The organism is Campylobacter sp. TTU_617 (assembly GCF_016599045.1).
In the GTDB taxonomy this organism is placed as follows: domain Bacteria; phylum Campylobacterota; class Campylobacteria; order Campylobacterales; family Campylobacteraceae; genus Campylobacter_D.
In genome coordinates, this window is sequence record NZ_JAENKV010000002.1 from 44,372 (window position 1) to 70,518 (window position 26,147).

Here is a 26,147-nt window from a genome sequence, read left to right on the forward strand (position 1 = left end):
ATATGGCATTTAAAAGAGAAATTCAAGGTATTGTTGTTAAGATTGCTGGGGATAAGACAGTAAGTGTTTTGGTTGAAAGAAAAGTTGTTCATCCAAGATATAGAAAAATTGTTAAACGATTTAAAAAATATTTAATTCACGATGAAAGAAATGAGGCTAAAGTAGGAGATGTTGTGGTAGCTATAGAATGCAGACCTCTTTCTAAAAGAAAATCATTTCGTTTAAAATCTGTATTAGCTACAGGAGTTTAATAATGATTCAAAGTTTTACAAGACTTGCAGTTGCTGATAATAGTGGTGCAAAAGAACTTATGTGTATTAAGGTTTTGGGTGGTAGCAAAAGAAGATATGCTACAGTAGGCGATGTAATTGTTGCATCTGTAAAAAAAGCTTTACCAAATGGTAAGGTTAAAAAAGGTCAGGTTGTTAAAGCAGTCATAGTTCGCACTAAAAAAGAAATTCATAGAGAAAATGGATCTTTAATTCGTTTTGATGAAAATGCTGCTGTAATACTTGATAGCAAGAGAGAGCCTATTGGAACACGTATTTTTGGACCAGTAGGAAGAGAAGTTAGATATGGTGGCTTTATGAAAATTGTTTCACTAGCACCGGAGGTATTATAATGGCGGTTAAATTTAAAATTAAAAAAGGTGATAATGTAAAAATCATTACAGGAGATGATAAAGGTAAAACAGGAAAAGTATTAGCAGTTTTTCCAAAAAAATCTCAAGTGATTGTTGAAGGTTGCAAAATAGCTAAAAAAGCTGTAAAGCCAACTGAGAAAAATCCAAATGGTGGTTTTATCAATAAAGAAATGCCTATGGATATTTCCAATGTAGCAAAGATTGAGGGGTAGAATTTATGATGAGATTAAAAGAAAAATATGATCAAAACATAAAAGCTGCTTTAGTTAAAGAATTTGATATTAAAAATCCTATGCTTATACCTAGTATCGAAAAAATTGTTATTAGTGTAGGAGCAGGAGAATTAGCTAAAGATCAAAAAGTATTGCAAAATATTGCAGATACTATTTCTTTAATTGCTGGACAAAAAGCCGTTATAACTAAAGCAAAAAAATCTGTTGCTGGTTTTAAAGTGCGTGAAGGTTTTCCTGTAGGTGTTATGGTGACTTTAAGAAAAGATAATATGTATGCTTTTTTAGATAAGCTTATTTCTATTGCTTTACCAAGAGTAAAGGATTTTAGAGGTTTAAGCAAAGATGGCTTTGATGGACGTGGAAATTATAATTTTGGTCTTGATGAGCAATTAATGTTTCCAGAAGTTGAGTATGATAAAATTTTAAGAACTCACGGCATGAATATTGCTATTGTTACAACAGCACAAAACGATAAAGAGGCACACAGATTATTAGAACTTATAGGTGTGCCATTTGCAAAAGGAAGATAAAAATGGCTAAAAAATCAATGATTGCTAAAGCAGCACGCAAACCTAAATTTAAGGTTCGTGGATATACAAGATGTCAAGTTTGTGGGCGTCCTCATTCAGTTTATAGAGATTTTGGAATTTGCAGAGTTTGTCTAAGAAAAATGGGCAATGAAGGATTAATTCCAGGTCTTAAAAAAGCAAGTTGGTAAGGAAAAGATAATGATCAATGATATAATTTCAGATTCACTTACTCGTATTAGAAATGCAAGTATGAGAAAGCTTGAAACTACTAAGCTTTTACATTCTAATGTTATAGAAGCTTTAGTGGGTATTTTTCAAGCAAAAGGTTATATTGAAAGTTTCAATATTATTGAAGAAGATAAAAAGAAATTTGTTAATGTAGTTTTAAAATACGATGAAAAAGGACAAAGTGTTATAAACGAAATTAAAAGAGTTTCTAAACCAGGTCGTCGTGTTTATAAAGGTAAAGATGAAATTAAACGTTTTAAAAATGGTTATGGAACTATAGTAGTTAGCACAAGCAAAGGTGTTTTGCCAAACGATGAAGCTTTTAAAGCAGGAGTAGGTGGCGAAATTTTATGTACCATTTGGTAATCTTACTTTTTATGGCATTGGGTATCCATTCTTTAAAAAGTAGAAATATCCTAGACAAATAAAAAGGAAAAATATGTCTCGTATAGGTAAACAACCAGTTTCTATTCCAGATGGGATAGAAGTTACAATAGAAGGAAATTTCTTAAAATTTAAAAAAGGAAATTTAATAAAAGAGCTTGATACAAAAGCTAATGTTAATGTTGAAATTAAAGATAAGCAAATTATTTTCTCTCCAAAGGGTGAAGACAGACAAAGTAGAGCTTATTGGGGAACTTATAGAGCGCTTGCTTATAATGTGATTGTGGGAATGACTCAAGGTTTCTCAAAAACTCTTGAAATCAATGGTGTTGGTTATAAAGCAGCATTAAAAGGTAAAGTATTAGAATTAATACTTGGTTTCTCACATCCTATTAATTATGATATTCCAGAAGGTATTGAAATTGTAGTAGATAAAAATAATATCATTGTAAAAGGAAGTGATAAGCAAGTTGTTGGACAAGTTGCTGCTCAAATTCGTGAGTTTAGACCACCAGAGCCATATAAGGGTAAAGGCGTTAAATATTCTGATGAGCGTATTATCCGTAAAGCTGGTAAAACATCTAAGAAGTAAGGATAGGGTATGAGAATAAATATATTAAAAAGAAAAATTTCTTTAAGAATTAAAAGAAAAAAGAGAATTAGAGCAAGAATTTCAGGAACTGAAGTTTTACCTAGAATTTCTGTGTTTAAATCAAATAAAACCCTATATATACAAGCTATTGATGATGTTAAAGCTGTAACTTTAGCAGCAATTGATGGACGTAAGATAAATGTAAAAGCAAATAAAGAGGGTGCTAAAAAAATAGCTGCTGAATTTGCAAAAATTTTAAAAGCTAAAAAAATCGAACAAGGTATTTTTGATAGAAATGGTTATGTTTATCATGGTGTAATTGCAGCTTTAGCTGAATCTTTAAGAGAAAATGGCATTAAGCTATAACCCAAAGGAGGATCGATGGAAAAATATAATAGAGAAGAATTTGAAGAAGTAATCGTCGATATTGGCAGGGTTACTAAAGTTGTTAAAGGTGGTAGAAGATTTAGATTTACTGCTTTAGTTATAGTAGGAAATCGTAAAGGTTTAGTAGGTGTAGGCTATGGAAAAGCTAAAGAAGTTCCTGATGCTATTCGCAAAGCTGTTGATGATGCCTTTAAAAATATGGTTGAAGTAAAAACTAAAGGTTCTACTATCGCTCACGATGTTGAAGTTAAATATAATGCAAGTAGAATTTTACTTAGACCAGCAAGCGAAGGAACGGGAGTTATAGCAGGTGGTTCAACACGTCCTATTGTGGAACTTGCGGGTATTAAGGATATTTTAACTAAATCTTTAGGTTCAAATAATTCAGCTAATGTGGTTCGTGCTACAATCAAAGCTTTAACAATGTTAAAAGGATAAGAAGATGAATTTAACAAAAGCAGCGGGTTCAACGCATAAAACTAAAAGAATTGGCCGTGGTCAAGGCTCTGGTATGGGTAAGACTGCCACCAAAGGAGGAAAAGGCCAAACTGCAAGAAAAGGTTATAATGAAAAAAGAGGTTTTGAGGGAGGACAACAACCACTTCAAAGAAGATTACCAAAAGTAGGTTTTACTTCTAGAGTGGAAAAACCTTATGTAATTAATGTTGAAAAAATTGTAGCTATTAAAGAATTAAGCGAAATTAGCTTTGAAAGCATTAAAAGCATACATAAAATTTCAAAAGCTGTTAAAAAAATAAAATTAATTGGAAAAAGTGCTAAAGATTTAGCTTCTAAAATTAAAGATCAGAATATAAGTATTAGTGGAATAAAATAATGAATAAAGCATTGACGAATAAAATTTTAATTACCTTAGCGTTTTTATTCGCCTATAGGGTTTTAGCTTATGTGGCTGTTCCTGGCGTCAATGCTGATGTAATTGCAGAATTTTTTAATAATAATCAAAATAATGCCTTAGGTTTGTTTAATGTTTTTAGCGGAGGAGCAGCTGAGCGATTTTCTATTATTTCTTTAGGGATTATGCCTTATATTACAGCTTCTATTATTATGGAACTTTTAGCTGCCACCTTTCCAAATATTGGAAAAATGAAAAAAGAACGTGATGGTATGCAAAAATATATGCAGATTATCCGTTATGCAACTATTTTTATAACTTTAGTTCAAAGTGTGGGTGTGGCTATAGGTTTGCAAAGTTTACACGGACGCGGAGGCGTTAATGCCATTATATTAGAGGATACAAATACCTTTATAGCTCTTTGTGCTATTTCTATGCTTGCAGGAACTATGCTTTTGATGTGGATAGGAGAGCAAATTACACAAAAAGGTGTTGGTAATGGTATTTCTTTGATTATTTTTGCTGGAATTGTTTCAGCTATTCCAAGAGCTATAGAAAATACTGTGGGTCAAATTAATTCAGGGGAAATGAATTTTTTAAGTGCATTTGTTATCTTTGTTTTGATACTTTTAACTATAGGTATTATAATTTATGTAGAATTAGGAGAGCGTCGTATTCCAATTTCTTATTCGCGTAAAGTTGTAATGCAAAATCAAAATAAACGTATTATGAACTATATTCCTATTAAATTAAATTTAAGCGGTGTTATACCTCCTATTTTTGCAAGTGCGATTTTAATGTTTCCAGCTACAATTTTACAATCAAGTACCAATTCTTATTTACAAGCTATTAATGATTTTTTAAATCCAAATGGTTATATATTTCATATTCTAACATTCTTTTTTGTTATTTTCTTTGCTTATTTTTATTCTTCTATAGTGTTTAATTCTAAAGATATAGCAGAAAATCTTAAAAAGCAAGGAGGGTTTATACCAGGAATTAGACCTGGAGAAGGAACGGCAAATTATTTAAATGAAATTGCATCAAGACTTACTTTATCAGGTTCTATTTATCTTGGGCTTATAGCCACTTTACCTTGGGTTTTAGTTAAATTTATGGGAGTACCTTTTAATTTTGGAGGTACTTCTGTTTTAATTGTTGTTCAAGTTGCCCTTGATACAATGAGAAAAATTGAAGCTCAAATTTATATGAGCAAATACCAAACTCTTAGCGCAGTAGGTTTATAGACAAAGGAATTTTTCTTTGTCTATAATTTATCAAAAATATTTAGCAATCTTTATCTTGCACAATACTTGATAAAATTATTTTTTATTATTTGATCAATTAATTTTTATAAGCCTTAATACTTTTTAGTTTATATAAGCTTAAAACTTTTACGATGAAGTCTGCAAGGTCCAAATTTTTGAATCAATTCTTTATGCTTTTTTGTGCCATAAGCTTTATTTTTTTCAAAATTATAATAAGGAAATTCTTTAGCCAAAAAATTCATCACCTTATCTTTACTGACTTTTGAAAGTATGCTAGCTGCACTTACTTGAGGAATTTTAGAATCAGCTTTTATAAGAGTTCTTATACCATTTATACCATAATTTGTATTGCCATCGTATAAAAAGTCATTATCTTTACTAAAATGTCTTTTTATAAGCATTAGGCCTATTTTTAAACAAGAGCTAAGCCCTAGAGTATCAATTTGTTCTGATGAAAAGCTAAGTATTAGATAGTTTGAATTTTTAATGATTTGCGTATAAAGTTCTTCTCTCTTTTTTTCGCTTAGTCTTTTAGAATCACAAAGTCCTTTTATATTTTTGTGAAGTTTACAAGCTGATAAAAACATAGGACCAGCTAGAGCCCCGCGTCCTGCTTCATCTATACCTATTAAATTATTGCTTATTGTAAGTTCATCTTCTTTAAATAAATTCATAAAAATATTGTAGTGAATTTTATATTTTATTTTCTTTAGTGTTAAAATTAAAAATTGATTATGAGTTTTTATATTTTTTAATTCTATGAGATTAAAATCTGTTTATGGAATTTTAATAAAAATAGTATTAATTTTTAGTTTTTAAAATTAATTTTTTGTAAATTATAAAGCATTATAAGCACTAAATTAAAAAGTTTAAAACCCTAAAATAGGGTTTTAATTATTCAACGCTAATAGAATCTTTAATATTTGAAAATATTTTTTCACTAATACCATTTACTTTTTTAATATCTTCTATGCTTGTAAAATTTTGATCTTTTCTATAGGTTATAATAGCTTTAGCTCTTGATTCACCTATACCATTAAGAGTTTTTAATTCTTCGATATTTGCTGTATTAATATTAATTTTGGCAAATAATGCATTTAAAAGAATAAAAAATAAAAATCCAATCTTTTTCATTTTTTTATCCTAAAAATTCTCTTTTAAAATATTCTTTTGGAGCTCTGCATAAAGGACAAGCAGCAGGAGCTTTTTTACCACGATGAATATGACCACAAACCTCACAAACCCAAAGTTCTTCTACTTCGCTATTAAAAAATTCTTCTTCTTCTAGCATTTTTTTAAGAGCTAAATACTCTCTTTCATGTTCGATTTCTACTTTTCCAATAGCTGTAAACAATCTTGCTATTGCTTTTTTGCCTTCATCTTCTGCAATTTTTGCAAAATTTGGATACATAATACTATGTTCATAATTTTCGCCTTCTGCAGCGCTAATTAAATTTTTTGTTGTAACTTCTAAAGGCTTTCCATCAACGATTTCGTGATAAGCTTTAAATTCAGCTCTTGCATGCCATTTTTCATTTTCAGCCGCTTCTCTAAAATGTTTTGCTATTGCGTGCCAACCTTCTTCTTGTGCTATATCTGCAAATAAATCATATTTATTTCTAGCCATTGATTCGCCTGCAAATGCTTTCATTAAATTAACCGCAGTTAAATCTTTTGTTATGCATTGCATTTCTTCATTACAACAAACTAATTTACCACCACCAACATTTTGAACTTCAACTTCATTGCCACATTTATTGCATTTGTAAGTTTCATATTGTCTCATTGTTTGTCCTTCGTTTATATAGTGTTAAACTTTATGATTTTATAACAAAAAAATTCTTTTGTCAATTAATAATTTTTATTACTTAATTAATATATTTATAATATTTTTATTATAAAATATTAATTTTTAATTTTAAAAATATTTAATTTTAAAATTAATATTATAAAAAATTTAATTTTATTATTTAAGAAAGAGGTTATTTTTATAATGAAAAAGCTGATATTTTTAGTTTTTATTTCAATTCTTTATGCAGATGATATGATAACTCCTATATCTAAGGTCTCTTACAATAAAGAAAAGGCTATTTTGGGAAAGAAGCTTTATAATGATACAAGTTTATCAAAAGATGGAACAGTATCTTGTAATACTTGCCATAGAATTGATAATTTCGGAGTTGATAATAAAGAATTTTCAACTGGAGTGAAAGGGCAACTTGATAAACCTTTTAATACTCCTACTACTTTTAACTCGGTATTTAATTTTGTTCAGTTTTGGAATGGTAGAGCCAAAGATTTAAAAGAACAAGCTAAAGTACCATTTTTTAATCCTATAGAAATGGGTTTAGAATCAGAAGAAGAACTAATTCAGAAAATTAATACCAATACTTTATATGTTGATGATTTTAAAAAAATTTATGGCAAGGTTAATATAGATAATATAATGGATGCTATAGCAGAATTTGAAAAAACATTAATTACTTTAAATTCACCTTTTGATAGATATTTGCAAGGTGATAGTACTGCTATATCACAAAAAGCAAAAAGAGGATATGAAGCCTTTAAAAATAATGGTTGTATAGCTTGTCATCAAGGAATAAATATTGGAGGTAATATGTATCAAAAAATTGGAATTTTTGAAGAATATCCTAATCAAGAAGTTTTAGGAAGGTATGAAATAACTAAAAATCCTGAAGATAAAATGGTTTTTAAAGTTCCAAGTTTAAGAAATGTTGCAAAAACAGCTCCTTATTATCATGATGGGTCTATTCCAACTTTAGATGCTTGTGTTCAATTTATGGCTTATTATCAACTTGGTAAATTTTTAGATCAAGAAACTGTTGATGAGATTGTAGCTTTTTTAGAAAGTTTAACAGGAGAATATAATGATCAAATCAAATAAAAGTTTTTTCTTGTATCAATTTGTTTGCTTAGCTGTAATTGTTTTTGTTTTTGTTTTGGCATTATTGTTTTTTATTTTTAGCAATCATTTGAATTCTAAGAGAAATGAGCAAGTTGCAAATTTATTAAATAGATTAGAAATTTTAGATTCTAGGATTGATCAAATTTTTGAAAAGAGATTTAATTTTGTTAATTATGATTCAAGTGTAAGTTTGGTTAAAGAATTTGAAGATTCTTTAACCAAACTTCGTAATTTCTCAATAGATGTTTCAGAAATTGATAATATTTTTAAAACTAAAGTAGAGCAATTAGAAAAATTTAAATCAGCAAATTCTATCGCAATTAATTCAAAAATTTATCTTTATGAATTAAATAAAAATATATTAACAGAATATTTAAACAATCAATTAACAGAGTATCCTAAAATACCTGAAGTTCTTAAAAATACAAATGAAATTTTAACAGTTTTAGCAACGCAAAGCATTTTAGAAAAAACCACTTTAGATATTCTTAGAAAATATATCAATAATTTAAAAAATATAAATATAAAAAATGAAGAGCTTAGTTTATTTTTAAAACATTTTCAAATGATTGTCGATCAAATTTATATTATGCAAGTAAATTCTTCAATGTATTTAGATAATACCTTGGAGACAAAAATTATTGATTTTAAAAATATGACCAATGAAAAATTAGCAACAAAAATGCTTAATAATCTTTATTTTGCTTTAGCTATAGTTTGTATCACTATTGTTTTATTGGGATTATTTATATTAATAACACTTAAAAAAGTTGTTATTCCTATTTCTATTTTAGAAAAGTTAAGTGCTAATCTTGCTGGAAATGAGGCAAATTTAAAAGCAAGATTAAATATTAACCCAAAAAGTGAATTGGGAAAAAGTGCAGGTTATATTAATACTTTTATTTCTACTGTTGAAAATTCCGTTCTTGAGGCAATTCATAGTGCAGAAATGTCTTATAAGAATTCAAAATTACTTAAAAATAATGTAAGTTTATTAGAAGAGAGTTCAAATTCTCAAAATGAACAAATTAAAAGTGTAAGAGGTATCACAAAAGCTCTAGATAGTCATATAGATTTAGCCCATAATCTTGCCCAAGAAAGTATTAATAATATGCAAGATATGAGTATATTAATGAATAAAGTAGAATCAACTTTATCAGATCTTGTAGGTTTGATAAATGAAAGCAATGAGAAAGAACAAAATATTGTTAAAAATATGGATTATTTAACTCAAACTGCTGATAATATTATTTCTATTACAAGCTCCATAAGGGATATTGCAGATCAAACCAATCTTTTGGCTTTAAATGCTGCCATTGAAGCTGCTCGTGCAGGAGAGCACGGAAAAGGTTTTGCTGTTGTGGCTGATGAGGTAAGGCAGTTGGCTGATAAAACAAGTAAATCTTTGGTTGATATTAACACAACTGTTCAAATGATAGTGCAACAAATTAATGATAATAAATCTTTAATGGATACTATTCATGATTCTATGAAAGAAACTTCTCTTAAAACAAATGATTTGCAAAAAGAACTTGTAAATTCCATGTATAAATTAGAATCAAGTAAGCAATCAGCTCAAACAATGAAGGATAAAAGCGTTGAAATAAAAGATAAAATGTTAAATTTAGGGGGTAATATTGATAAGGTAAGCGAACTTGCTAACTCGGTTAAAGAACTTTCAATGGAAATAAATACTATTTCAGAGGATGTATTAGAAGGCGCTTCAAAGCTTTCTGAAAAATTAGGAAGTTTTAAGTAATTGATAATAAAATATTTTAATTTTTTTAATAAGGAGGCGTTATGGAGTTTTTAGAGCTTTTATTGGTATTGATTGCTTTAATCTTAATGATTAAAAAACCAGAAAAAGAAAAACTTGCTTTTACTTTGGTAATAATAGCTTGGTTAATGATGGTTTTTTTCTATGTTGGTCACAAAACTGGTGCACTTTTAACTATAATGAATTTATAAAGAAAGGGCTAAAATGAACGAGATTAATAAAACAAAAAATTTTTATACTTTAATGTGTTTAGCGGGTTTTTTAATCATACTTTTACCCGTTGGAATTGCGAATATGGTTTTTGGCTATATATTGGGTGATAGTCCTTGTACTCTTTGCTGGGGTCAAAGAGAAGCTATGATTTTTATAGGAGTAATAGCCCTTTTTATAGTCCGTTATGGTATAAAAGGAAAATATTTAGCTGCTCTTTTAATTATGACTGCTATTGGTCTTTATCAGTCCTTTGCTCACTATGGAAATCACGCTCATCGCGATTTAGATCAAGGTTTTGGATTAGCTGTTTTTGGAATTCATACATATTTTTGGGCTGAAGTTGTATTTTGGGCTGTTGTATTATTGTTAGGTGTAATTTTTGCTTTTGCTCCTAAATTTAGTGCTTTTGAAAAAGAATTAAATGGGGAACAATTTAGAAGATTTACTAAATTTAGTTTTACTGCTGTATTAATTAGTGCTTTAATTATAGCTTCAAATGTTTTTCAAGCTTTTGTAAGTACCGGAATTCCTCCATATGTGGGACAAGGAGATCCAGTAAGATTTACCTTAAATCCAAAATATGTTATTTGGAGCACAGAAGGCTGGAATGGCTTATGGCAAAATATATCTTTTTTAGGAAAACGTGATGTTAAGGCACCTGATTATGCTTTTGCTCCTGCAAGTGAAAAATTAGGGATTAAATTTGATAATAACATTAATAATTCTCCATTTGCTAAGATTGATAATGAATTAAGTATTGTAAAAGAAGAAACTATATCATTTTATAAGCCTATAAATACGCTTGATTATATTAATAATGAATTTATAGCAAGTTCTAAATGGGATGTTGCTTTTCTTGATGATAATTTTAAAATCAAAGAAAGTTTCGAACTAGATCCTTATTTTTCAGCTACTATTGATCCTATCATAGGAATTATTCCTTATATGAATGATAAATTTATTCTTATGGGTTCAAATAAATCATTTTTAAGATTTAAGAAAAATCCTAATGCTAATGATGCTTTGCAATATGCTGATTTTATAAAAGGTTCAAACAATTTTGAAGGTCAAGGAAAAGGTTTAGGTCGTGGAAGATTGGATACTGTAAGATCTAAATTTAATCATGTATTAAGTATGACCGCTGATAATAATTATTTTTATCTTGCAACAACTCCAAACAATAAAGATGCAAAAACTTTTGTTATTTCTAAATTTTCTTTAAAAGATTGTGTATTGTCTGGAGAATTTACACCTAAATCTGAGCTCAAGGAAGGAAAAACTTTAGGAGATCTTTATATAACTTCAATGACTTATAAAGATGGTTTGATTTATGCATTAAGTAAAAATCATAATGTTATTGCAGTGATTGATCCGGAAAAAGAAGAAGTGATAAAAGTTATTTCTTATCCACAAGTTATTACAAATGCAAGAAGTATTTTCTTTAAAGATGGATCAATAAATATTCTATCTTATCAGAATAACGAAAATAAACTTTATGTTTTAAATTAATGATAAACCCTAGTTTTCTAGGGTTTATTTTTTAGTTTTAATTTTATTAATTTATAGCCAAAATCATCAATATATTCATTAAAGCCTTCAAAGCCCATTTTTTTATAAAATTTTATAGCATTTAAATTTTCTTTATTAACTTCAACTTTTTGTATATTAAAATCATTTAGAACTTTTTTTATAAGTTTTTCTCCGTATTTTTGACGAAAATATTGAGGATCAATAAAAAGCATTTTTATAATATCCTTATAAAATCCTAAAAAGCCTACTAAGTTGTTGTTTTTATAATAAAATAAAAATTGAAGTTTTTCTAGTCCATTATTTTTTAGATAGTCTTTTATGATATTGAAATTTTTTTTATCTAAAAAGTGATGAGTAGCTAAAACGCTTTTTTCCCAAATATCAAGTAAAGATTTTTTTTCATTTTCATTTAGCTTTTTTAAATATTTTATTTTGTTTGAATAAGGAATTTTATCTTCTAGATTGGCTTGATTAAATCCTTTTAAGCGAAGCAAACAACTATCACATTCACCACAAGCTTCATTTTCATTTTCATAACAAGACCAAGTAAGTTCTAAAGGGATATTTTTTTTCAAAGCCAAAGAAACAATTTGCTCTTTTTTTAGATTGATTAATGGGGTTATGATTTCAACTTTATAATTTTTGCTTGTTCCTTCATTAATAAATTCTTTTGTTTTTTTTATAAATTGAGCTGTGCAGTCTGGATATCCGCTACCATCTTCTTCGACTACTCCTATAAAAATAGCTTCGCATTTTTCTTTTTCTGCTAAAGAGCCTGCTATGCTTAAAAAAATTCCATTTCTAAATGGCACATAGGTAATAGGTGGTGTATCGTTTGAGTGAAGTTCATTTTTTGGTATAGATAAATTTGTATTTGTTAAAGCATTTCCTCCTATTTCTTTTATAAAAGAAGTATCTAAAATATAAGATTTTTCTACTCCTAGGTTTTTACAAATTTGTTTAAAACATTCTCTTTCTTTATTTTGTGTGCGTTGATTATAATCAAAATGCAAAGCTATTATTTTAAAACCTTGTTCTTTTGCCAAATAAGCACACGTAGTGCTATCCATTCCCCCGCTTATAATGCAAAGTGCTCTTTTATCCATTTATATCCTTTTGCTTTTTATGATTTTATCATTTTTTTAATTATTAATAAAAAAAGTATTTTGTATTTATAGATGATTATAATATTATAAATTTTTGTTTAAGCATTTGTTATTGAATTTTATTGCTATTAAAATAAAAGAAGTAAATTATTTATTTAACGATGATTTTCAAAGAAGAAAATGATAAAATCATCTTAAAAATTATAAAGGATATAAATGATTAGCATAAATTTAATAGAACATATTTTTAAAGCTGCATCAATTAGTAGATGGAATGATTATCCAAGAATGACAAATTTGGTTGAGCTTGATAAACAAGCGCATAAATTTATTATTGCTTATTTTATTGCTAAAATGGAGCAAAATATTAATATGAGAGTTATTATCGAGGGTGGAATATTTGAATTTTTAAGCCGTGTTGTTGTAACTGATATACGTCCAGATGTTTATCACGAGATATTAAGACAAAAAAAAGATGAGATTAATAAATGGGTATTGAGCAAAGTAGAACCTATGATAGGTCATATTGAAAATGGAGAATTTTTAAAACGTTTTGAAGAATATTTAAAAGCTAATACTTATGCTAAAGAAAAATTGATTTTAAAAGCAGCATCTTATTTTGCAACAAAGTGGGAATTTAATATAGTTTATCAAACATCATCTTTTTTAAATGATATAGAAGAAATTAAAAGTAAAGTTGAAGAAGAATTAGAAGATTATTATGAGCTTATAGGTGTTAGAAAAATTGCCTTAAATCAAAAAATTGCCAAAATCATTGAGTTAAGTGGAAGACTTCGTTTCCAAAAACGCTGGGCTCAAACACCTAGAATTCCAGAAACTGCTGTTTTAGGACATATGCTAGTAGTAGCTATTTTGGGATATTTTTATTCTTTAGAAATAAAAGCTTGTGATAAAAGACTTGAAAATAATTTTTATTGTGCTTTATTTCACGATTTGCCCGAAAGTTTAACTAGAGATATTATAAGTCCTGTTAAATACGGCGTAGATGGGCTTCATACTATTATTAATGATTATGAAATGAAACTTATAAATGAAAGAATTTTACCTTTAATTCCTGAAAATTTAAGAGCTGAATTTGCGTATATTTTAGGCATAAGAGAAGGAAGAGAAAATGAGGGAGTTTTTGTAAAAAATGAATTTGAAAACCGCACCTATAAAAATAAAGTAGTAGAGCTTTGTAGTGGAAGTTTAGCTTCTTTTAATCAAAATGAATTTGGGGCTATTGATGGTAAAGCTTTAAAACATTGTGACAAATTAGCAGCTTTCATTGAAGCTGGGCTTTCTATTAGTTATGGAGTGCGATCAAAAGAATTAGAAGATGGATTTAAAGATATGTTTAATTTTTTTGAACAAAATAAAACTATAGATGGGGTAAATTTTTTAACAATTTGTGAAGAATTTAAAAAATATTTCAGCTTAAATATTTAAACCATTAAAATTTTTTAAATTAAAATTTAATATATTTTAAATAAAAATATATTAAATTATTAGAAATTTATTGAGGAGGTAAAAAATGAAAACCAATGATTGTCAAAAACATATTGTTTTGTCTTTTTTTATAGGAATTTTAGCTGGAGTATTTGGTGCTATTGTTAAGTGGGGTTGGGAAGTTCCTTTTCCTCCTAGAAATCCAAATTTTCCTTGGCCATTGGATTCTTTAGAGAGAACTACTCCTCCTAAAATTTTTTTAGAACAGCTTGGTTTGCCAACAGATTTAACTTATATTTTTTCTGGAATAGAATTGCCTCTTTCAATTTTTATTGTTCATGTGGGATTTTCTATTGTATTTGCTGTAGCTTATTGTATGATAGCAGAGTATTATCCTCGCATTAAAATGTGGCAAGGTGCTGTTTTTGGATTTTTTGTTTATCTTTTTGCTCATGTTATGGTTATGCCTTTAATAGCAGAAGTTCCGCCACTTTCGCAAATTCCTTTAGATGAGCATATTTCTGAATTATTTGGTCATATAGTTTGGCTTTGGGGTATAGAAATAGTTCGTAGGGATATTAGAAATCGTATTACCAAGGAAATAGAATAAAAACCTTTTCCCAGGTGACTGCGGCACATATTAAATTTAAGTGCTCTGCTGTATTCCTACCCTGAAGCGATGTTTAAAAAAAATATTGCACAGGTCTGAAAAAAGGCTCGTACATTATATCATAATATGCTTAAAAAGTCTTGAGCTTAATAAATAAATTATAATATTTTTTGTATAATATATCCTAATTTTTTAAAAATATGATTATAAAGAATAATTATTATATAAGGAAAATAATGGAAGTTAGATGGAGTAAAGATTTTAGCATTAAAAATATGCAATTAGATAAACAACATGAGCTTATTTTTGAAATTGCTAGAGTTTCAAATGATTTGGTCCAAAAAATTAAAGATAATAAAATGCAATATAAAGATGATTTAAAACAAGTTCTTGTAAAATTATTTCAATATATAAAAACTCATTTTAAAGATGAAGAAAAATTTATGGAAAGTATTAATTTTCCATTAATTGAAGAGCATAAAAAATCTCATAAAATTTTAATAGAAAAAACCAAAGATCTTTTAGAGCATTCAGATGATATTATAAAAATGTCTCGTGAGCTTTCTACATTGACTGAAGAATGGATTTTAGATCATATTGCTAATGAAGATTTATGGATTGCTAATTTTACAAGTAAAGCTTTGCATCTTAAAGAAATTCATTATACATTAGATCAGTATATAAAATTAAAATCAATTAGACAAGATTTAACAACTGAAAAAACTCATGATTATATTTGCAATTGTCCTTTATATGTCCATACAGTTCCACAAACAATACACGAAGAGCTTGTTAGTAGAGAGAATGATTTAAAGTGTAGCAAATGTGGTCAAATCTTGGTACATTTAGATAATTTTGACTTAAATCAAAATTCTGAAGAATTAAATTATATTTTTGAAAACATATTAAAAGAACAAGATTTTATAAATGTTAAAAATGATGATATTGGTAACATCATGGGGGGGGGATAGATGAATTTTCAAACAAAAACTTTGGAAACATTCAATCCTTTTGAAAGCTTAAAATATGAACAAGAATCGACAAAGGAAATTCTTGATTTTAAAATTCTTGATTTGAAACTTTTATGTTCAAGTATAAAACCAGCAAGAACAAAAATTTATGAAAAAAAAGATTTTGATTTATTTTATGCCGATGATTTTTTTGTAAAAAATTATAACACTATGGTGCAAAAATTTCTAATAGAAATTTATCCCAAAAAACGAAAAGATACTTTTACAATTAAGCTTAAAACTAATACTGATTTTACCTATTTAAAAGCTTGTGTTAGTTTTGCAGATAATTTTAAATATTATTCACATTTAAAATTTGATATTTTGCAAAGTATTTACAAGGCAATGATTAAACAGAAATTTTTAATCTTAAGGCTTGATAAAAATTTGTTTGAAAAGATTGATAATTTTAATTTATTAATGCAAGAAAATCCATCCATTAAAGAAATGGAATTTGAGATTGCTAAAGGAGTTGATAAAATTGAGCATAAAAGTGATGAGGTTATTTATCATAGAGATGTCAATGAGGCGTGTTTTAGCGAAAATGTTAGTTATGATGAAGGAAGATATTGCAAACCTATTAAAGAAAATGAATTACTTTTTGAGTATGTTTATAGAATTCAAGGAAAAGAAGGGCGCAATTTAAAAGGAGAAATTTTAAATATAAATCCTGTTGTCTTTTTAGATAATCCCTTTGTTATAAAAGATGAAAGTATTTATGTAGAGGAGCTAGAAGATAGGATTAAATATTTTAGCGCAAATTATGGATTTTTAAATAAAGATCGTATAGGATATAGTGTTACAAATAATTTAAAAGTATCACAAATAGGATTAAAAACAACAGGATCTATTAAAACAAATGTTGATGAAAATATAAATTTAGAAATTACTAATTTTGATATAAGTGATGATGCAATTAAGTCAGGCATTGTAAATGTACAAGCTTCTGATATAAAAGTAAATGGTAGTATTGGGGCAACAAAACTTCAAGGAAGAAATATCTACATAAAAGGCTTAACTCATGCAAAAAGTGAAATTTTTGCACAAGATGCTTTTATTCTAACGCATAAGGGAAGATTAGAAGCAAATACTGTATATATAAAAAATTTAGAAAATGGAACTGTTATAGCTAAGAATGTTTTTGTTGAAAATTGCATAGGCGCGAAAATAGAGGCTGAAAATATCTATATTTGTAATTTATTAACAGATAATGTTTTATATCCTAAGAAAAATCTAATTGTTACAAATGTTTTAAAATTTAAAAATAATATCCATATTTCGCCTATATTATCTATAGAGAATAATATGGCCATAGAATATGAAAATATTAAAAAATTAAGTCTTAAAATTAAAAATAAACTTAATGAAACGATAGGTAAAATGCAAAATTATTATGATTATTTAATCAAAAATCAAGCTAAAATTATCAAACTTCAAAAAAAAGAAAATTCCAATACTATAGAAGCGAAATTTTTAGATCTTTATCATGATATTATAGAAAAATATAATCAATTTAGTGTTATATATAAAAAATTAATAAAATTAAAGCATCAGATTGATGTTAAGTTAAATTTTTTTGATGAAATGGTTTATAATGTAAAAATTTATATAAGAACTGAAAATATAGGTGAAGATAATTTTTTAAAATTTTATCCAAAGATTAATACTAATTTTGAATTAAAACATAGTATCAATATAAAAGATTGTGGAAAAGTTTTTTACCTTGAAAAGGGGAAACAAATAGATTATATTAAATCAAGTTATTCTTATAATGAAAGTGAAATTGAAGAGATTAAAGAGCTTTTCGAACAAATAGAAAAAGATAATCTTTAATTATCTTTTCATATTAATAGCCTTTTGAATCATTTGATCACTTGTTGTAATACTTTTTGAACTTGCATCAAAAGCTTTTTGCATTACAATAAGATTTGAAAGTTCTACACTTAAATCTACGTTAGATTGCTCTAGATATCCTCCTTTGAATTTAGCCGTATTAACTATTTCTCCATTTTTCATTATAAAAGTAGGATCTCCGCTATTTGCAGTAGCTGCAAAAATATTGTCTCCTATTGCTGCTAAACCTTGTTCATTTATGAAATTATAAAGAGCAAGTTTTCCAACTATACCATTTTTGCCATTGCTAAATTGTGCAATTATGCTTCCATCATCAGATATACTGTATTGTTCAAAGAATCCTTCTGCTACACCATCTTGTTGTGTAACTATATTTTTTTCAACCCCTTCTTTTATATAAATTCCACTATAACCAGAGCCAGGTTTATTGGCATCGTAAGGAGTTCCTAAATCTATATTGATTATTCCACCATTTGGATTTGTAATGCTTGTGATATTATTTTGAAGTAAAGCCCCATTTTTATCAAAAATCATGTTTCCTTCAGTTGGATTACCTATGGCTTTGCCATTAGAGTCATAAATTTGTGCAATAGCTTTATATTGTATATTATCACCTTCTTGTGGTAAAATTCTTTCAAGTGTAACTCTTAAAGTACTTTTGCTCCCATCTGCGTTGTAAATAGGAGACTCCAAAATATCTTTATTAGCTTTTTGTTGTTCTGTAGAAATTTGAGCTGTATCAAGTTTTATGCTATTTTCATCTAGACCTTTTAGATCAAGCTCATTGCTTGTAAAATTTAAATTTTCATCTAAAGTTGCTTCAAAACTTGTTTTTACTCCATTATTATCGGTAAAATTTAAAATAATTCTATCGCCCGCTTTTGCACTAAATACATCTTCTTTGCTAACACTGCCACTAACTATATACTTTCCATCTTCAGTTTTTGTAATATTAAATTTACTAGGATCAAGATCTACTTTAACTATTTCTGTCGTTGTGTTGGTATTTAAGCTTCCGCTCCATTTTACGTTTTGAGTTACTTGAGGAGGTAAATACATATTTACAGGAACTTTAATAGCTCCTTGCGATGCAGTTGTTCCTATACCAAAAGAATTGTTTGAGTTAATTGTAAAACCACTATTTACAGGAGAGCCTGTATCAAGATAATCTCCCATAAGTCCAGCAACTCTATCACTATAATTAATACTTGTAAAAGCTGGATTCATTGTGCCTAAAACATAATTTCCATAAGAATCTACAAGATAACCATTTGCATCTCTTTTAAAAGATCCATTTCTTGTATAATAAGCTCCTCCATCTGATCCTAAAACGCCAAAAAAACCTTTTCCCTGTAAAGCTACATCAAATTCTCCATCACTTGCAACAGGCGATCCTTGAGAAAAATCTAATTTTGATGAAGCTGAAGTTGATCCATATCCACTTTGACCAGGATTTGTAGATTGAGATACAACGGTTTGATAAAAGACATCTTTAAATTCTGCATTTGAATTTTTAAAACCTATGGTATTAACATTAGCTATATTATTAGCTGAAATGTCTATACCAAAGCTATTTGACTTTACTCCAGAAATTCCATTGTAAAATGCATTCATCATAGTTTATGCCTTTTCTTCTTTATCACTATCTCCTGTATTCCCAGTATCTCCTGTATCAGAAGAATCTCCATTTGAGCTCGAGCTATCTCCCACTGTAGATGAGGATGAGCCAAGTTTATAGTCGCTAATTTCACCAATATCATCAAAGCTTACATATTGACCACCCATTTTTGCATAAGCAACCCCGTCGACAAATTTAATACCCTCTATAGGATAGGTTCCATAGTTTGCAGTAATTTTTTCACCATTTTTATTATTATAAACTACTTTTACACTATACTCTCCATCTCCAGCATAAACGCCATCATTGTCTCTACCAGGCCATTCTAAAGTAAATAAACCTTTTGAAACTTCTTTTCCTTCGTTACTTTTTTCTGAGAATATTAATTTATTATTTTTATCATAAACTTCTAAAGTAATTCCTTTATCATCAGAATCTTCAGGCAAATACATTTTAAGTGCAATAACTTCATCAGCACCAGTTAATTTAATTGTATTTTCATTAACTGTAGCCATTTTTCCTATAGCCCCAACTGCTGCAGTGCTCATACTTGTGCTAAAAGAATTAGAAAGTTTTTCCATAGTTTCAACCATTTTTTGCATAGTGGTATTAGTATTTTGTTGCATTTCAAGTGCACTAAGCTGTGAAGTTTGCGTAAGCATTTTGTCACTATCCATAGGATCTGTTGGATCTTGATGTTGAAGTTCTATTAAAAGAAGTTTTAAAAATGCATCTTTATCTAAAGTAGCATTTGGATTACTTACCACACCAGAACTACTACTGCTCGTGCTAGATGAACTATCTGCTCTAGTTGTTTTATTAATTTCGCTGGTGCTGGCAGTATTTGTCCAGTTAAGGTTGCTATTCCAAGTTGTTGTGGCCATTATCAAATCCTTTTTTTGTTAAGTTTTTTTTAATTAAAAGCAAAAAGTATTCCAACTTAGAAATATTTTGCTAAAACAAGCTCTAAATTAACTTTTTCACTTTCATTTTGCCCATCTAAAGTATCTTTAAAGCCATATCCGCTACGATTTTTTCCTTGATCTTGATTTTGCTCTCTTTTTCCTTGATCACTAAAATTCATTTCAAGTCCAGTAAATCCCATATTTACAAGGGAATTTTTAAATTCAGCTTGATTTTGTATAAAAAGATTCATAGTATTAGTATTGGAATTAAAATTAATATGTAAATTATTTCCTCTTTGAACTAATGTAACTTCAACCTCTCCTAAATTAGATGGATTAAGAGTGATGTTAATTTTTGTAATAGGTGCTTTATATTGTTCTATGGCTTCTTTTAGATCATTTGAAAAATATTGTAAAGTTTCTTTTACGCTTATAGAATTTCTAGTTTGATTATGATTTATTCTGCTTAACTCTTTGATTAAAGAATTTAAATCTTCAGAATTTTTTTCTATAGTCTTTTCTTCTTTATTTTGATTGTTTGAATTTTGATTGAAATCTTTATTTTGATTATTATCAAAAGTAGAGTTATTGTTTTTGTTTGATTCTTTTAAAATTTTATCTATATTTTCTAAATTAATTTTTTGTTCAAAATTAGTTTGTTTCAAGTCTTTATGATTTTCTTGTTTATAATCTTTTTGAATACTATTAAATTCTTTCTGATTTAAATTAACAATTTGAGAGCTTTTTATTGTCTCATTTTTGTTAAAGTTGCTATTTTTTATTGTTTCTTCTTGTTTAATAATTTGTTCTTTTTTTTGCGTATCATTGATTTTGCTATCTAAATTTTTATCAATATTTTTTTCAACTTCATTTTTAATATCTTTGGAAGTAAGTTGAGTTTTTTCTTGTTTGATTTCATTTTTAATATTTTTTAGTTCTTGATCATTTTCTTTTAATTTATTTTCAACTTCATTTTTAATATCTTTGGAAGTAAGTTGAGTTTTTTCTTGTTTGATTTCATTTTTAATATTTTTTAGTTCTTGATTTTGCAAAAGACTATCTTTAAAATCTTTGATTTTTATATTTGTGTTTTCATTTAGATCTAGACTATTGGTTTTTGTGTTTTCTTTTTTATCTTTAGTTAAAAGATCGAGATTTTTTAGAGTTTCAGAAAGTAAAGAATTCGCATTGTTTTCTTTGGTTTTGTTTTGAGTTAAAGATAGTTTTGTGTTGGTATTGATCTCTTTATTTTTAATAAGATGAGTGATTTTATTGTTGATAATTTCTTTAAAAACATTATCAATAGAATTTTTAAAAAAATTTGCTTTATCTAAGTTTGGAAAAGTAGCTTTTAAATCGAGCAAGCGATCTACTTTTATATTTTTAACATTCAAGCCTAGATCTTTTGCTATATTTAAAAGTTCGCTTAAATTATTTGCTTGTTTTAAGGCATTAAAATTAGCTTCTGTTTTAACAATTTGTGTTAATTGAGAGCTTAAATTTCCAAGTTTAATATCAGTTGTATTTGCTTTTAGTTTATCAAGCATAGAAAGAATTTGCATAAAAGAAGCTGATTCAAAAATACTTATTTTATCATTTTCATCAAAAGTTCCTTGCTGAAGCTTATTTAAAGCTTCATTAACAACTTCTTTTTTACTAATTTTCATATGATCTGGTAAAAATTCATTAGTCTCTTCGATAGATTGTAATAAAGAATTTAAAAAATCTTCTCGTTGATCTTCTTTGTCGTTTTCATTTTGATTTTTTGTATCCTTAACCTCAGTATTTTTGCTTTCTTTGCTCTTATCTGTTTTATTAAAATTTGTTTTGGAATTACTTGGAGTTGGATTTAAATTTAATATATCATTTTGTGAGGTTAGGCTTGACATAATAATCCTTAATAATTTAAAAATTTATTTTTTTTAAGTACAGGAAATCTTTCCTCTAAAAAATCATTATTATGAACTTTAATCATTTTATTGCTTATTTCTGCAAGAATTTGTAATAGTTCATTTAAATTATTAGCATTTTGAATTTTTATAAAATTTTCATTATTGGATAATAGTTCTGTTAATTCACCTGAAATTCTTGCCATTTTTTTATTTTTATTTGATTTTAAAATTTCTAAAAGATTTAAAATTTCTAAAAGAGTATTATTTTTTTTATTAACAACTTTAAGATTTAATTCTTCTAAAATTTCTTGTTCTAGTGGTTTTGACATTTTAATTCCTTCAATTTTGATTTTACACTAAGATTAAAAGCAATAAGCGTTCCAAGTTTTAATTTTTAATTTTTAAGTATTTTTTATATATAATTTTCATCTTTTAATTTTGAAGCTTTGGAGAAAATTTTGGAAAATATTAGAAATATTGCGGTAATTGCTCACGTTGATCATGGCAAAACTACAATGGTTGATGAATTGCTTAAACAATCAGGAACTTTTAGTGATAGAGAACAAATTTCAGAACGCGTAATGGATAGCAATGATATTGAAAAAGAAAGAGGTATTACTATACTTTCTAAGAATACTGCTATTAATTATAAAGGCACTAAGATTAATATTATTGATACCCCAGGTCACGCTGATTTTGGCGGCGAGGTAGAGCGTGTTTTAAAGATGATTGATGGAGTTTTACTTTTAGTTGATGCACAAGAAGGAGTAATGCCTCAAACCAAATTTGTAGTTAAAAAAGCCCTATCTTTAGGACTTAAACCTATAGTAGTGATTAATAAAATTGATAAACCAGCTGCAGATCCTGAACGCGTGATTAATGAAATTTTTGATCTTTTTGTAGCTTTAGATGCAAATGATGAGCAGCTTGATTTTGCCATAGTTTATGCAGCAGCAAAAAATGGTTATGCAAAGCTTGATTTAAATGATACAAATGATAACATGGAGCCTCTTTTTAAAACAATTTTAGAACGCGTACCTGCTCCAAGTGGAAATAATGAAAATCCTTTGCAATTGCAAGTTTTTACTTTGGGATATGATAATTTTGTAGGTAAAATAGGTATTGCAAGAATTTTTAATGGAAGCATAAAGAAAAATCAGAATGTAATGCTTGCTAAAGCTGATGGAAGCAAAGTAAATGGTAGAATTTCAAAGCTCATTGGTTTTATGGGCTTAGAAAAAATGGATATTGACGAAGCGAATAGTGGAGATATAGTAGCTATTGCTGGTTTTGAAACTTTAGAAGTAGGGGATAGCATTGTAGATCCAAACAATCCTATGCCTCTTGATCCTTTGCATATAGAAGAGCCAACTTTAAGTATAGTATTTTCGGTAAATGATGGACCGCTAGCTGGAACTGAGGGAAAACATGTAACTTCAAATAAAATTGCAGAGCGCCTAGAAGCTGAAATGAAAACAAATATCGCTATGAAATATGAAAATAGTGGTGAGGGTAAATTTAAAGTAAGTGGTAGAGGAGAGCTTCAAATTACTATTTTAGCTGAAAATATGCGCCGCGAAGGTTTTGAGTTTTGCATGGGAAGGCCCGAAGTTATAGTAAAAGTTGAAAATGGAGTTAAAACAGAGCCTTTTGAACATTTAGTTATAGATGTACCAGATGAATTTAGTGGTGCTGTGATAGAAAAGCTTGGCAAAAGAAAAGCTGAAATGAAAACTATGGTTCCAACAGGAGATGGGCAAACAAGATTAGAGTTTGAAATTCCAGCACGTGGTCTTATAGGTTTTAGAAGCCAATTTTTAACAGATACTAAAGGCGAAGGGATAATGAATCATAGTTTTTTAGAATTTCGTCCTTTTAGTGGTGCAGTTGAAAAACGCAATAATGGAGCATTGATTTCTATGGAGAATGGTGTAGCTTTAGGATATTCTCTTTTTAATTTGCAAGATAGAGGAGTGCTTTTTATAGATCCTCAAACTAAAGTTTATACAGGTATGATTATAGGAGAGCATTCACGTCCAAATGATTTAGATGTAAATCCAATTAAAGGAAAAAATCTTACAAATGTTAGGGCAAGTGGAAGTGATGATGCTATTAAACTTGTACCACCTAGAAAATTAAGCCTTGAAAGAGCTTTAGAATGGATAGAAGAAGATGAGCTTGTTGAGGTTACTCCGCAAAATATTCGTGTGCGCAAGCGTTATCTTGATCCAACTCAAAGAAAAAGAATGGAAAAAGCAAAATCTTAATTGTATTTTGCTTTTAACAAGATTCTAGCTTAGATTTATATTTTTTATTTTAAAATCTTAAAGTCACAATAAAGAATTTATTATAGATTTTTATAGTTATAAATTTTAAATTTCAAGGTAATAATGCAAAATTTAGAAAAGCAAAGAGTATTTCTTGTAAAGCGGTTAGGTATTTTAAAATTTTTAAGCATTTTAGAAGCTTTTCTTATAGGCTTTTTGGCTTTTATTTTTATTAAGGATCTGCTTATAGCTTTGATTTTAGCTATTTTTACAGGAATTTTTTTCTTTCGTTTTATAAGTAAAAAGTTAAAAAAGAACCAAAAAGATTTAGAATTAAATATTTTAAAGCTATTTTTATATCATTTTGGAGCAAAACTAAAACAAATCGGAATAAATCAAAAAGAGTTTGAAGCTTTAGCTTTAAGTGAAAAATTAGAAGAAATCAAGAGTTTTAATACTTTTGAATTTAATGATTTTGCTATTTATGATTTACAATTTATAGATGAAAGAAAGCGTTATTTTTGTGGGATTTTAATTAAATTTTCAAAAATAAATGAAGAAATTTGTTTTGATAATGAAGAAATAATTTATAATAGATTAAAAGATAAATTTTTTAGTATTAATTTTTGTTTTGGTAAGGAAAAAAACTATTTAATTTCTACTTTAACGCATCCATTTTTTATTGATTTTAATCATAGTGTAGAAGATAATTTAAAAAATTTAGAAAAAAATCTACAAATGATTAAAAATAAATTTTTAAATTAATTTTTTATTTTTAAATAAGTCTTTATTTTGCTAAAATGATTTTAATACAAAAAAGGAGTTTTAGCAATGAAGAAATTATTTTTAATTTTTATGCTAATTTGTTTAGCTAATGCCAAAAATTTTAAAGATTACAAAATCGGTGAAGAGCTTAATGATAAGCAAGGTGTTGAGTATTTTGAAGAATTTTCTAAAAGACCTATACAACAATGGCCAAGTAAAAATTTAAGTATTGATGATGTGCCAAAAGGAGAGGAGGGAAAATTAATTCGTTATGGCATACAACTTTTAAGTAAAACAGAGAGTATATTAGGACCCAAGGGTAAGCTTAAAATGACTAATAATGAAGTTAATTGTATAGCTTGCCATATGGATGATAATAATGGTTTGCCCGGTACTAAAAAATATGTTATCCCTTTTTTAAATGTTATAAATAATTATCCAAAACTTGATATAGAAACAATGAAAATTATTTCTTTAGAAGATAGAATTCGTGGCATGGGAGGAACAGATTCTCATAAATTTCCTGATAATTCTAAAGAAATGAAAGCAATTTTAGCTTATTTTAAATGGCTTAAAAAAGCTTATGATATAAAAGATGGAGTAAGACTTGAGGGAGATTTTTTTGCTAAAATGGATTTTCCTAATCGTCCAGCCGATCCTGTGCGTGGAAAAAAACTTTTTGAAGAAAATTGTGTAGCTTGTCATGGTGAGAAAGGATTAGGGGTTAAAAATGAAAATTATATGCAAGGTGGGGGTCATCTTTATCCATCGTTACTTATTTATCCTGATGGAGGACATATGTCAATGATACCTTTTTTAGCAAGATTTTTAAAATCAGCTATGCCTTATGGTGCAAGTTATGATAATCCTATTTTAAGTAATGAAGATGCACTTGATATTGCAGCTTATGTTAATACAGGTTTTGTAAGAATGCCAATTACGACAACAGAAAATCGTGCAGGACTTGACACTGCCTATAGTAAGTCTCCTTCTTTAAAACCAGAATATTTTGCATCCCCACAGCAAAATTTAGATCCAAAAGAATATATAAAAGTTAAATATGGACCTTGGAAAAATCCAAATTATTTTCCAGGAGAATGATTAAGA

Annotated in this window: 30 protein-coding genes, 1 other RNA gene and 2 pseudogenes; 23 read left to right on the plus strand and 10 right to left on the minus strand. The window is 27.7% G+C overall.

Annotation, left to right across the window (positions count from 1 at the left end; translation table 11 throughout):
* Window positions 1-2 precede the first annotated feature (2 nt).
* The 11 genes from rpsQ to secY all read left to right on the plus strand — a co-directional run bounded on the left by rpsQ (window position 3) and on the right by secY (window position 5,097).
* Window positions 3-251, plus strand: coding sequence for a 30S ribosomal protein S17 (gene rpsQ, locus GQV94_RS01265; protein ID WP_200169174.1), 249 nt, complete (start codon window positions 3-5; stop codon window positions 249-251).
* A gap of 2 nt (window positions 252-253) precedes the next feature.
* On the plus strand, window positions 254-622 hold the full coding sequence (gene rplN / locus GQV94_RS01270) for a 50S ribosomal protein L14 (protein ID WP_131163238.1): 369 nt from the start codon (window positions 254-256) through the stop codon (window positions 620-622).
* Window positions 622-855: a 50S ribosomal protein L24 gene (gene rplX / locus GQV94_RS01275; RefSeq protein ID WP_131163239.1), complete on the plus strand. Its 234-nt coding sequence runs from the start codon at window positions 622-624 to the stop codon at window positions 853-855. Before rplN ends, rplX begins: the two co-directional genes overlap by 1 nt.
* 5 nt (window positions 856-860) lie before the next feature.
* On the plus strand, window positions 861-1,406 hold the full coding sequence (gene rplE / locus GQV94_RS01280; protein WP_200169175.1) for a 50S ribosomal protein L5: 546 nt from the start codon (window positions 861-863) through the stop codon (window positions 1,404-1,406).
* Window positions 1,407-1,408: 2 nt separating this feature from the next.
* A complete protein-coding gene (locus GQV94_RS01285; RefSeq protein ID WP_131163241.1) occupies window positions 1,409-1,594 on the plus strand; it encodes a type Z 30S ribosomal protein S14 in 186 nt (61 codons plus the stop codon).
* A gap of 10 nt (window positions 1,595-1,604) precedes the next feature.
* Window positions 1,605-2,000, plus strand: a complete 396-nt coding sequence (gene rpsH / locus GQV94_RS01290; RefSeq protein ID WP_200169176.1) for a 30S ribosomal protein S8 — start codon at window positions 1,605-1,607, stop codon at window positions 1,998-2,000.
* A gap of 73 nt (window positions 2,001-2,073) precedes the next feature.
* Window positions 2,074-2,610 (plus strand): 50S ribosomal protein L6, encoded by a 537-nt coding sequence (rplF, locus tag GQV94_RS01295; RefSeq protein ID WP_200169177.1) that lies wholly within the window; start codon window positions 2,074-2,076, stop codon window positions 2,608-2,610.
* Between the two features lie 9 nt (window positions 2,611-2,619).
* Window positions 2,620-2,976 (plus strand): 50S ribosomal protein L18, encoded by a 357-nt coding sequence (rplR, locus tag GQV94_RS01300; RefSeq protein WP_200169178.1) that lies wholly within the window; start codon window positions 2,620-2,622, stop codon window positions 2,974-2,976.
* 15 nt (window positions 2,977-2,991) lie between these two features.
* Complete coding sequence (gene rpsE, locus GQV94_RS01305; RefSeq protein WP_131163245.1) at window positions 2,992-3,435, plus strand: 30S ribosomal protein S5; 444 nt, start codon at window positions 2,992-2,994, stop codon at window positions 3,433-3,435.
* A 4-nt stretch (window positions 3,436-3,439) separates the two neighbouring features.
* Entirely contained in the window at window positions 3,440-3,832 is a 393-nt protein-coding gene (gene rplO, locus GQV94_RS01310) for a 50S ribosomal protein L15 (RefSeq protein ID WP_200169179.1), read from the plus strand.
* Entirely contained in the window at window positions 3,832-5,097 is a 1,266-nt protein-coding gene (gene secY / locus GQV94_RS01315) for a preprotein translocase subunit SecY (protein ID WP_200169180.1), read from the plus strand. The genes rplO and secY overlap by 1 nt, the downstream gene beginning before the upstream one ends.
* 128 nt (window positions 5,098-5,225) lie before the next feature.
* On the opposite strand, the gene GQV94_RS01320 is transcribed toward secY, so the two are convergent.
* From GQV94_RS01320 to GQV94_RS01330, 3 genes are all read right to left on the minus strand, one after another.
* A complete protein-coding gene (locus tag GQV94_RS01320; RefSeq protein WP_200169181.1) occupies window positions 5,226-5,792 on the minus strand; it encodes a ribonuclease HII in 567 nt (188 codons plus the stop codon).
* Window positions 5,793-6,012: 220 nt separating this feature from the next.
* Window positions 6,013-6,252 (minus strand): ComEA family DNA-binding protein, encoded by a 240-nt coding sequence (locus GQV94_RS01325; RefSeq protein WP_200169182.1) that lies wholly within the window; start codon window positions 6,250-6,252, stop codon window positions 6,013-6,015.
* 4 nt (window positions 6,253-6,256) lie between these two features.
* The gene (locus GQV94_RS01330) at window positions 6,257-6,904 is read right to left on the minus strand and encodes a ferritin family protein (protein ID WP_200169183.1); all 648 of its coding nucleotides are present in this window, start codon (window positions 6,902-6,904) and stop codon (window positions 6,257-6,259) included.
* A 207-nt stretch (window positions 6,905-7,111) separates the two neighbouring features.
* On the opposite strand from GQV94_RS01330, the gene GQV94_RS01335 reads away from it, so the two are divergent.
* The 5 genes and pseudogenes from GQV94_RS01335 to dsbI all read left to right on the plus strand — a co-directional run bounded on the left by GQV94_RS01335 (window position 7,112) and on the right by dsbI (window position 11,543).
* Complete coding sequence (locus GQV94_RS01335; protein ID WP_200169184.1) at window positions 7,112-8,023, plus strand: cytochrome-c peroxidase; 912 nt, start codon at window positions 7,112-7,114, stop codon at window positions 8,021-8,023.
* Window positions 8,007-8,627 (plus strand): annotated as a pseudogene (locus GQV94_RS07920) (DAHL domain-containing protein); the annotation flags it as partial. The gene GQV94_RS01335 and the pseudogene GQV94_RS07920, both read left to right, overlap by 17 nt.
* 633 nt (window positions 8,628-9,260) lie before the next feature.
* On the plus strand, window positions 9,261-9,803 hold the full coding sequence (locus GQV94_RS07925; RefSeq protein ID WP_373563780.1) for a methyl-accepting chemotaxis protein: 543 nt from the start codon (window positions 9,261-9,263) through the stop codon (window positions 9,801-9,803).
* A gap of 41 nt (window positions 9,804-9,844) precedes the next feature.
* A complete protein-coding gene (gene dba / locus GQV94_RS01345) occupies window positions 9,845-10,012 on the plus strand; it encodes a disulfide bond formation protein Dba (protein ID WP_200169185.1) in 168 nt (55 codons plus the stop codon).
* 13 nt (window positions 10,013-10,025) lie between these two features.
* Entirely contained in the window at window positions 10,026-11,543 is a 1,518-nt protein-coding gene (dsbI, locus tag GQV94_RS01350) for a disulfide bond formation protein DsbI (protein WP_200169186.1), read from the plus strand.
* Between the two features lie 17 nt (window positions 11,544-11,560).
* Here dsbI and GQV94_RS07895 read toward each other — a convergent pair whose 3' ends face one another.
* Both GQV94_RS07895 and queC read right to left on the minus strand, forming a co-directional pair.
* Window positions 11,561-12,013, minus strand: a complete 453-nt coding sequence (locus GQV94_RS07895) for a GNAT family N-acetyltransferase (protein WP_325099451.1) — start codon at window positions 12,011-12,013, stop codon at window positions 11,561-11,563.
* Window positions 11,999-12,670, minus strand: a pseudogene (gene queC / locus GQV94_RS07735) (7-cyano-7-deazaguanine synthase QueC); the annotation flags it as partial. The pseudogene queC and the gene GQV94_RS07895, both read right to left, overlap by 15 nt.
* Before the next feature lie 216 nt (window positions 12,671-12,886).
* Between queC and GQV94_RS01360 the strand changes: the two are divergent.
* Window positions 12,887-14,119, plus strand: coding sequence for an HD domain-containing protein (locus GQV94_RS01360; protein WP_200169188.1), 1,233 nt, complete (start codon window positions 12,887-12,889; stop codon window positions 14,117-14,119).
* Window positions 14,120-14,204: 85 nt separating this feature from the next.
* Complete coding sequence (locus GQV94_RS01365; RefSeq protein WP_200169189.1) at window positions 14,205-14,729, plus strand: YagU family protein; 525 nt, start codon at window positions 14,205-14,207, stop codon at window positions 14,727-14,729.
* A 4-nt stretch (window positions 14,730-14,733) separates the two neighbouring features.
* Here GQV94_RS01365 and ffs read toward each other — a convergent pair.
* An RNA gene (gene ffs / locus GQV94_RS01370) (signal recognition particle sRNA small type) lies at window positions 14,734-14,831 on the minus strand.
* Window positions 14,832-14,965: 134 nt separating this feature from the next.
* Between ffs and GQV94_RS01375 the strand changes: the two genes are divergently transcribed.
* Window positions 14,966-15,700: a hemerythrin family protein gene (locus GQV94_RS01375; RefSeq protein WP_200169190.1), complete on the plus strand. Its 735-nt coding sequence runs from the start codon at window positions 14,966-14,968 to the stop codon at window positions 15,698-15,700.
* Window positions 15,701-17,572: a flagellar assembly protein A gene (locus GQV94_RS01380; protein WP_200169191.1), complete on the plus strand. Its 1,872-nt coding sequence runs from the start codon at window positions 15,701-15,703 to the stop codon at window positions 17,570-17,572. It abuts the gene before it with no gap.
* On the opposite strand, the gene GQV94_RS01385 is transcribed toward GQV94_RS01380, so the two are convergent.
* From GQV94_RS01385 to GQV94_RS01400, 4 genes are read right to left on the minus strand one after another with little or no spacing between them, the layout of a single operon-like run.
* Window positions 17,573-19,210 carry a flagellar hook-basal body complex protein gene (locus tag GQV94_RS01385; protein WP_200169192.1) on the minus strand — a complete coding sequence of 546 codons (1,638 nt, stop codon included), beginning with the start codon at window positions 19,208-19,210 and terminating at the stop codon, window positions 17,573-17,575. It abuts the gene before it with no gap.
* A 3-nt stretch (window positions 19,211-19,213) separates the two neighbouring features.
* Window positions 19,214-20,098 (minus strand): flagellar basal body rod modification protein, encoded by an 885-nt coding sequence (locus tag GQV94_RS01390; protein ID WP_200169313.1) that lies wholly within the window; start codon window positions 20,096-20,098, stop codon window positions 19,214-19,216.
* Between the two features lie 53 nt (window positions 20,099-20,151).
* Complete coding sequence (locus tag GQV94_RS01395; RefSeq protein WP_200169193.1) at window positions 20,152-22,005, minus strand: flagellar hook-length control protein FliK; 1,854 nt, start codon at window positions 22,003-22,005, stop codon at window positions 20,152-20,154.
* An 8-nt stretch (window positions 22,006-22,013) separates the two neighbouring features.
* On the minus strand, window positions 22,014-22,337 hold the full coding sequence (locus GQV94_RS01400; protein ID WP_200169194.1) for a hypothetical protein: 324 nt from the start codon (window positions 22,335-22,337) through the stop codon (window positions 22,014-22,016).
* 129 nt (window positions 22,338-22,466) lie between these two features.
* On the opposite strand from GQV94_RS01400, the gene typA reads away from it, so the two are divergent.
* The 3 genes from typA to GQV94_RS01415 all read left to right on the plus strand — a co-directional run bounded on the left by typA (window position 22,467) and on the right by GQV94_RS01415 (window position 26,141).
* Window positions 22,467-24,275, plus strand: coding sequence for a translational GTPase TypA (gene typA, locus GQV94_RS01405; protein WP_200169195.1), 1,809 nt, complete (start codon window positions 22,467-22,469; stop codon window positions 24,273-24,275).
* Between the two features lie 123 nt (window positions 24,276-24,398).
* Window positions 24,399-25,040: a poly(A) polymerase gene (locus GQV94_RS01410; RefSeq protein WP_200169196.1), complete on the plus strand. Its 642-nt coding sequence runs from the start codon at window positions 24,399-24,401 to the stop codon at window positions 25,038-25,040.
* Window positions 25,041-25,106: 66 nt separating this feature from the next.
* On the plus strand, window positions 25,107-26,141 hold the full coding sequence (locus GQV94_RS01415) for a c-type cytochrome (RefSeq protein ID WP_200169197.1): 1,035 nt from the start codon (window positions 25,107-25,109) through the stop codon (window positions 26,139-26,141).
* The last annotated feature ends 6 nt before the right edge of the window (window positions 26,142-26,147 follow it).

Bases quoted from the DNA above. Each gene is read 5' to 3' on its own strand.
- rpsQ (WP_200169174.1), top strand. From the start codon at position 3: ATGGCATTTAAAAGAGAAATTCAAGGTATTGTTGTTAAGATTGCTGGG.
- rplN (WP_131163238.1), top strand. From the start codon at position 254: ATGATTCAAAGTTTTACAAGACTTGCAGTTGCTGATAATAGTGGTGCA.
- rplX (WP_131163239.1), top strand. From the start codon at position 622: ATGGCGGTTAAATTTAAAATTAAAAAAGGTGATAATGTAAAAATCATT.
- rplE (WP_200169175.1), top strand. From the start codon at position 861: ATGATGAGATTAAAAGAAAAATATGATCAAAACATAAAAGCTGCTTTA.
- GQV94_RS01285 (WP_131163241.1), top strand. From the start codon at position 1,409: ATGGCTAAAAAATCAATGATTGCTAAAGCAGCACGCAAACCTAAATTT.
- rpsH (WP_200169176.1), top strand. From the start codon at position 1,605: ATGATCAATGATATAATTTCAGATTCACTTACTCGTATTAGAAATGCA.
- rplF (WP_200169177.1), top strand. From the start codon at position 2,074: ATGTCTCGTATAGGTAAACAACCAGTTTCTATTCCAGATGGGATAGAA.
- rplR (WP_200169178.1), top strand. From the start codon at position 2,620: ATGAGAATAAATATATTAAAAAGAAAAATTTCTTTAAGAATTAAAAGA.
- rpsE (WP_131163245.1), top strand. From the start codon at position 2,992: ATGGAAAAATATAATAGAGAAGAATTTGAAGAAGTAATCGTCGATATT.
- rplO (WP_200169179.1), top strand. From the start codon at position 3,440: ATGAATTTAACAAAAGCAGCGGGTTCAACGCATAAAACTAAAAGAATT.
- secY (WP_200169180.1), top strand. From the start codon at position 3,832: ATGAATAAAGCATTGACGAATAAAATTTTAATTACCTTAGCGTTTTTA.
- GQV94_RS01320 (WP_200169181.1), bottom strand. From the start codon at position 5,792: ATGAATTTATTTAAAGAAGATGAACTTACAATAAGCAATAATTTAATA.
- GQV94_RS01325 (WP_200169182.1), bottom strand. From the start codon at position 6,252: ATGAAAAAGATTGGATTTTTATTTTTTATTCTTTTAAATGCATTATTT.
- GQV94_RS01330 (WP_200169183.1), bottom strand. From the start codon at position 6,904: ATGAGACAATATGAAACTTACAAATGCAATAAATGTGGCAATGAAGTT.
- GQV94_RS01335 (WP_200169184.1), top strand. From the start codon at position 7,112: ATGAAAAAGCTGATATTTTTAGTTTTTATTTCAATTCTTTATGCAGAT.
- GQV94_RS07925 (WP_373563780.1), top strand. From the start codon at position 9,261: ATGGATTATTTAACTCAAACTGCTGATAATATTATTTCTATTACAAGC.
- dba (WP_200169185.1), top strand. From the start codon at position 9,845: ATGGAGTTTTTAGAGCTTTTATTGGTATTGATTGCTTTAATCTTAATG.
- dsbI (WP_200169186.1), top strand. From the start codon at position 10,026: ATGAACGAGATTAATAAAACAAAAAATTTTTATACTTTAATGTGTTTA.
- GQV94_RS01360 (WP_200169188.1), top strand. From the start codon at position 12,887: ATGATTAGCATAAATTTAATAGAACATATTTTTAAAGCTGCATCAATT.
- GQV94_RS01365 (WP_200169189.1), top strand. From the start codon at position 14,205: ATGAAAACCAATGATTGTCAAAAACATATTGTTTTGTCTTTTTTTATA.
- GQV94_RS01375 (WP_200169190.1), top strand. From the start codon at position 14,966: ATGGAAGTTAGATGGAGTAAAGATTTTAGCATTAAAAATATGCAATTA.
- GQV94_RS01380 (WP_200169191.1), top strand. From the start codon at position 15,701: ATGAATTTTCAAACAAAAACTTTGGAAACATTCAATCCTTTTGAAAGC.
- GQV94_RS01385 (WP_200169192.1), bottom strand. From the start codon at position 19,210: ATGATGAATGCATTTTACAATGGAATTTCTGGAGTAAAGTCAAATAGC.
- GQV94_RS01395 (WP_200169193.1), bottom strand. From the start codon at position 22,005: ATGTCAAGCCTAACCTCACAAAATGATATATTAAATTTAAATCCAACT.
- GQV94_RS01400 (WP_200169194.1), bottom strand. From the start codon at position 22,337: ATGTCAAAACCACTAGAACAAGAAATTTTAGAAGAATTAAATCTTAAA.
- GQV94_RS01410 (WP_200169196.1), top strand. From the start codon at position 24,399: ATGCAAAATTTAGAAAAGCAAAGAGTATTTCTTGTAAAGCGGTTAGGT.
- GQV94_RS01415 (WP_200169197.1), top strand. From the start codon at position 25,107: ATGAAGAAATTATTTTTAATTTTTATGCTAATTTGTTTAGCTAATGCC.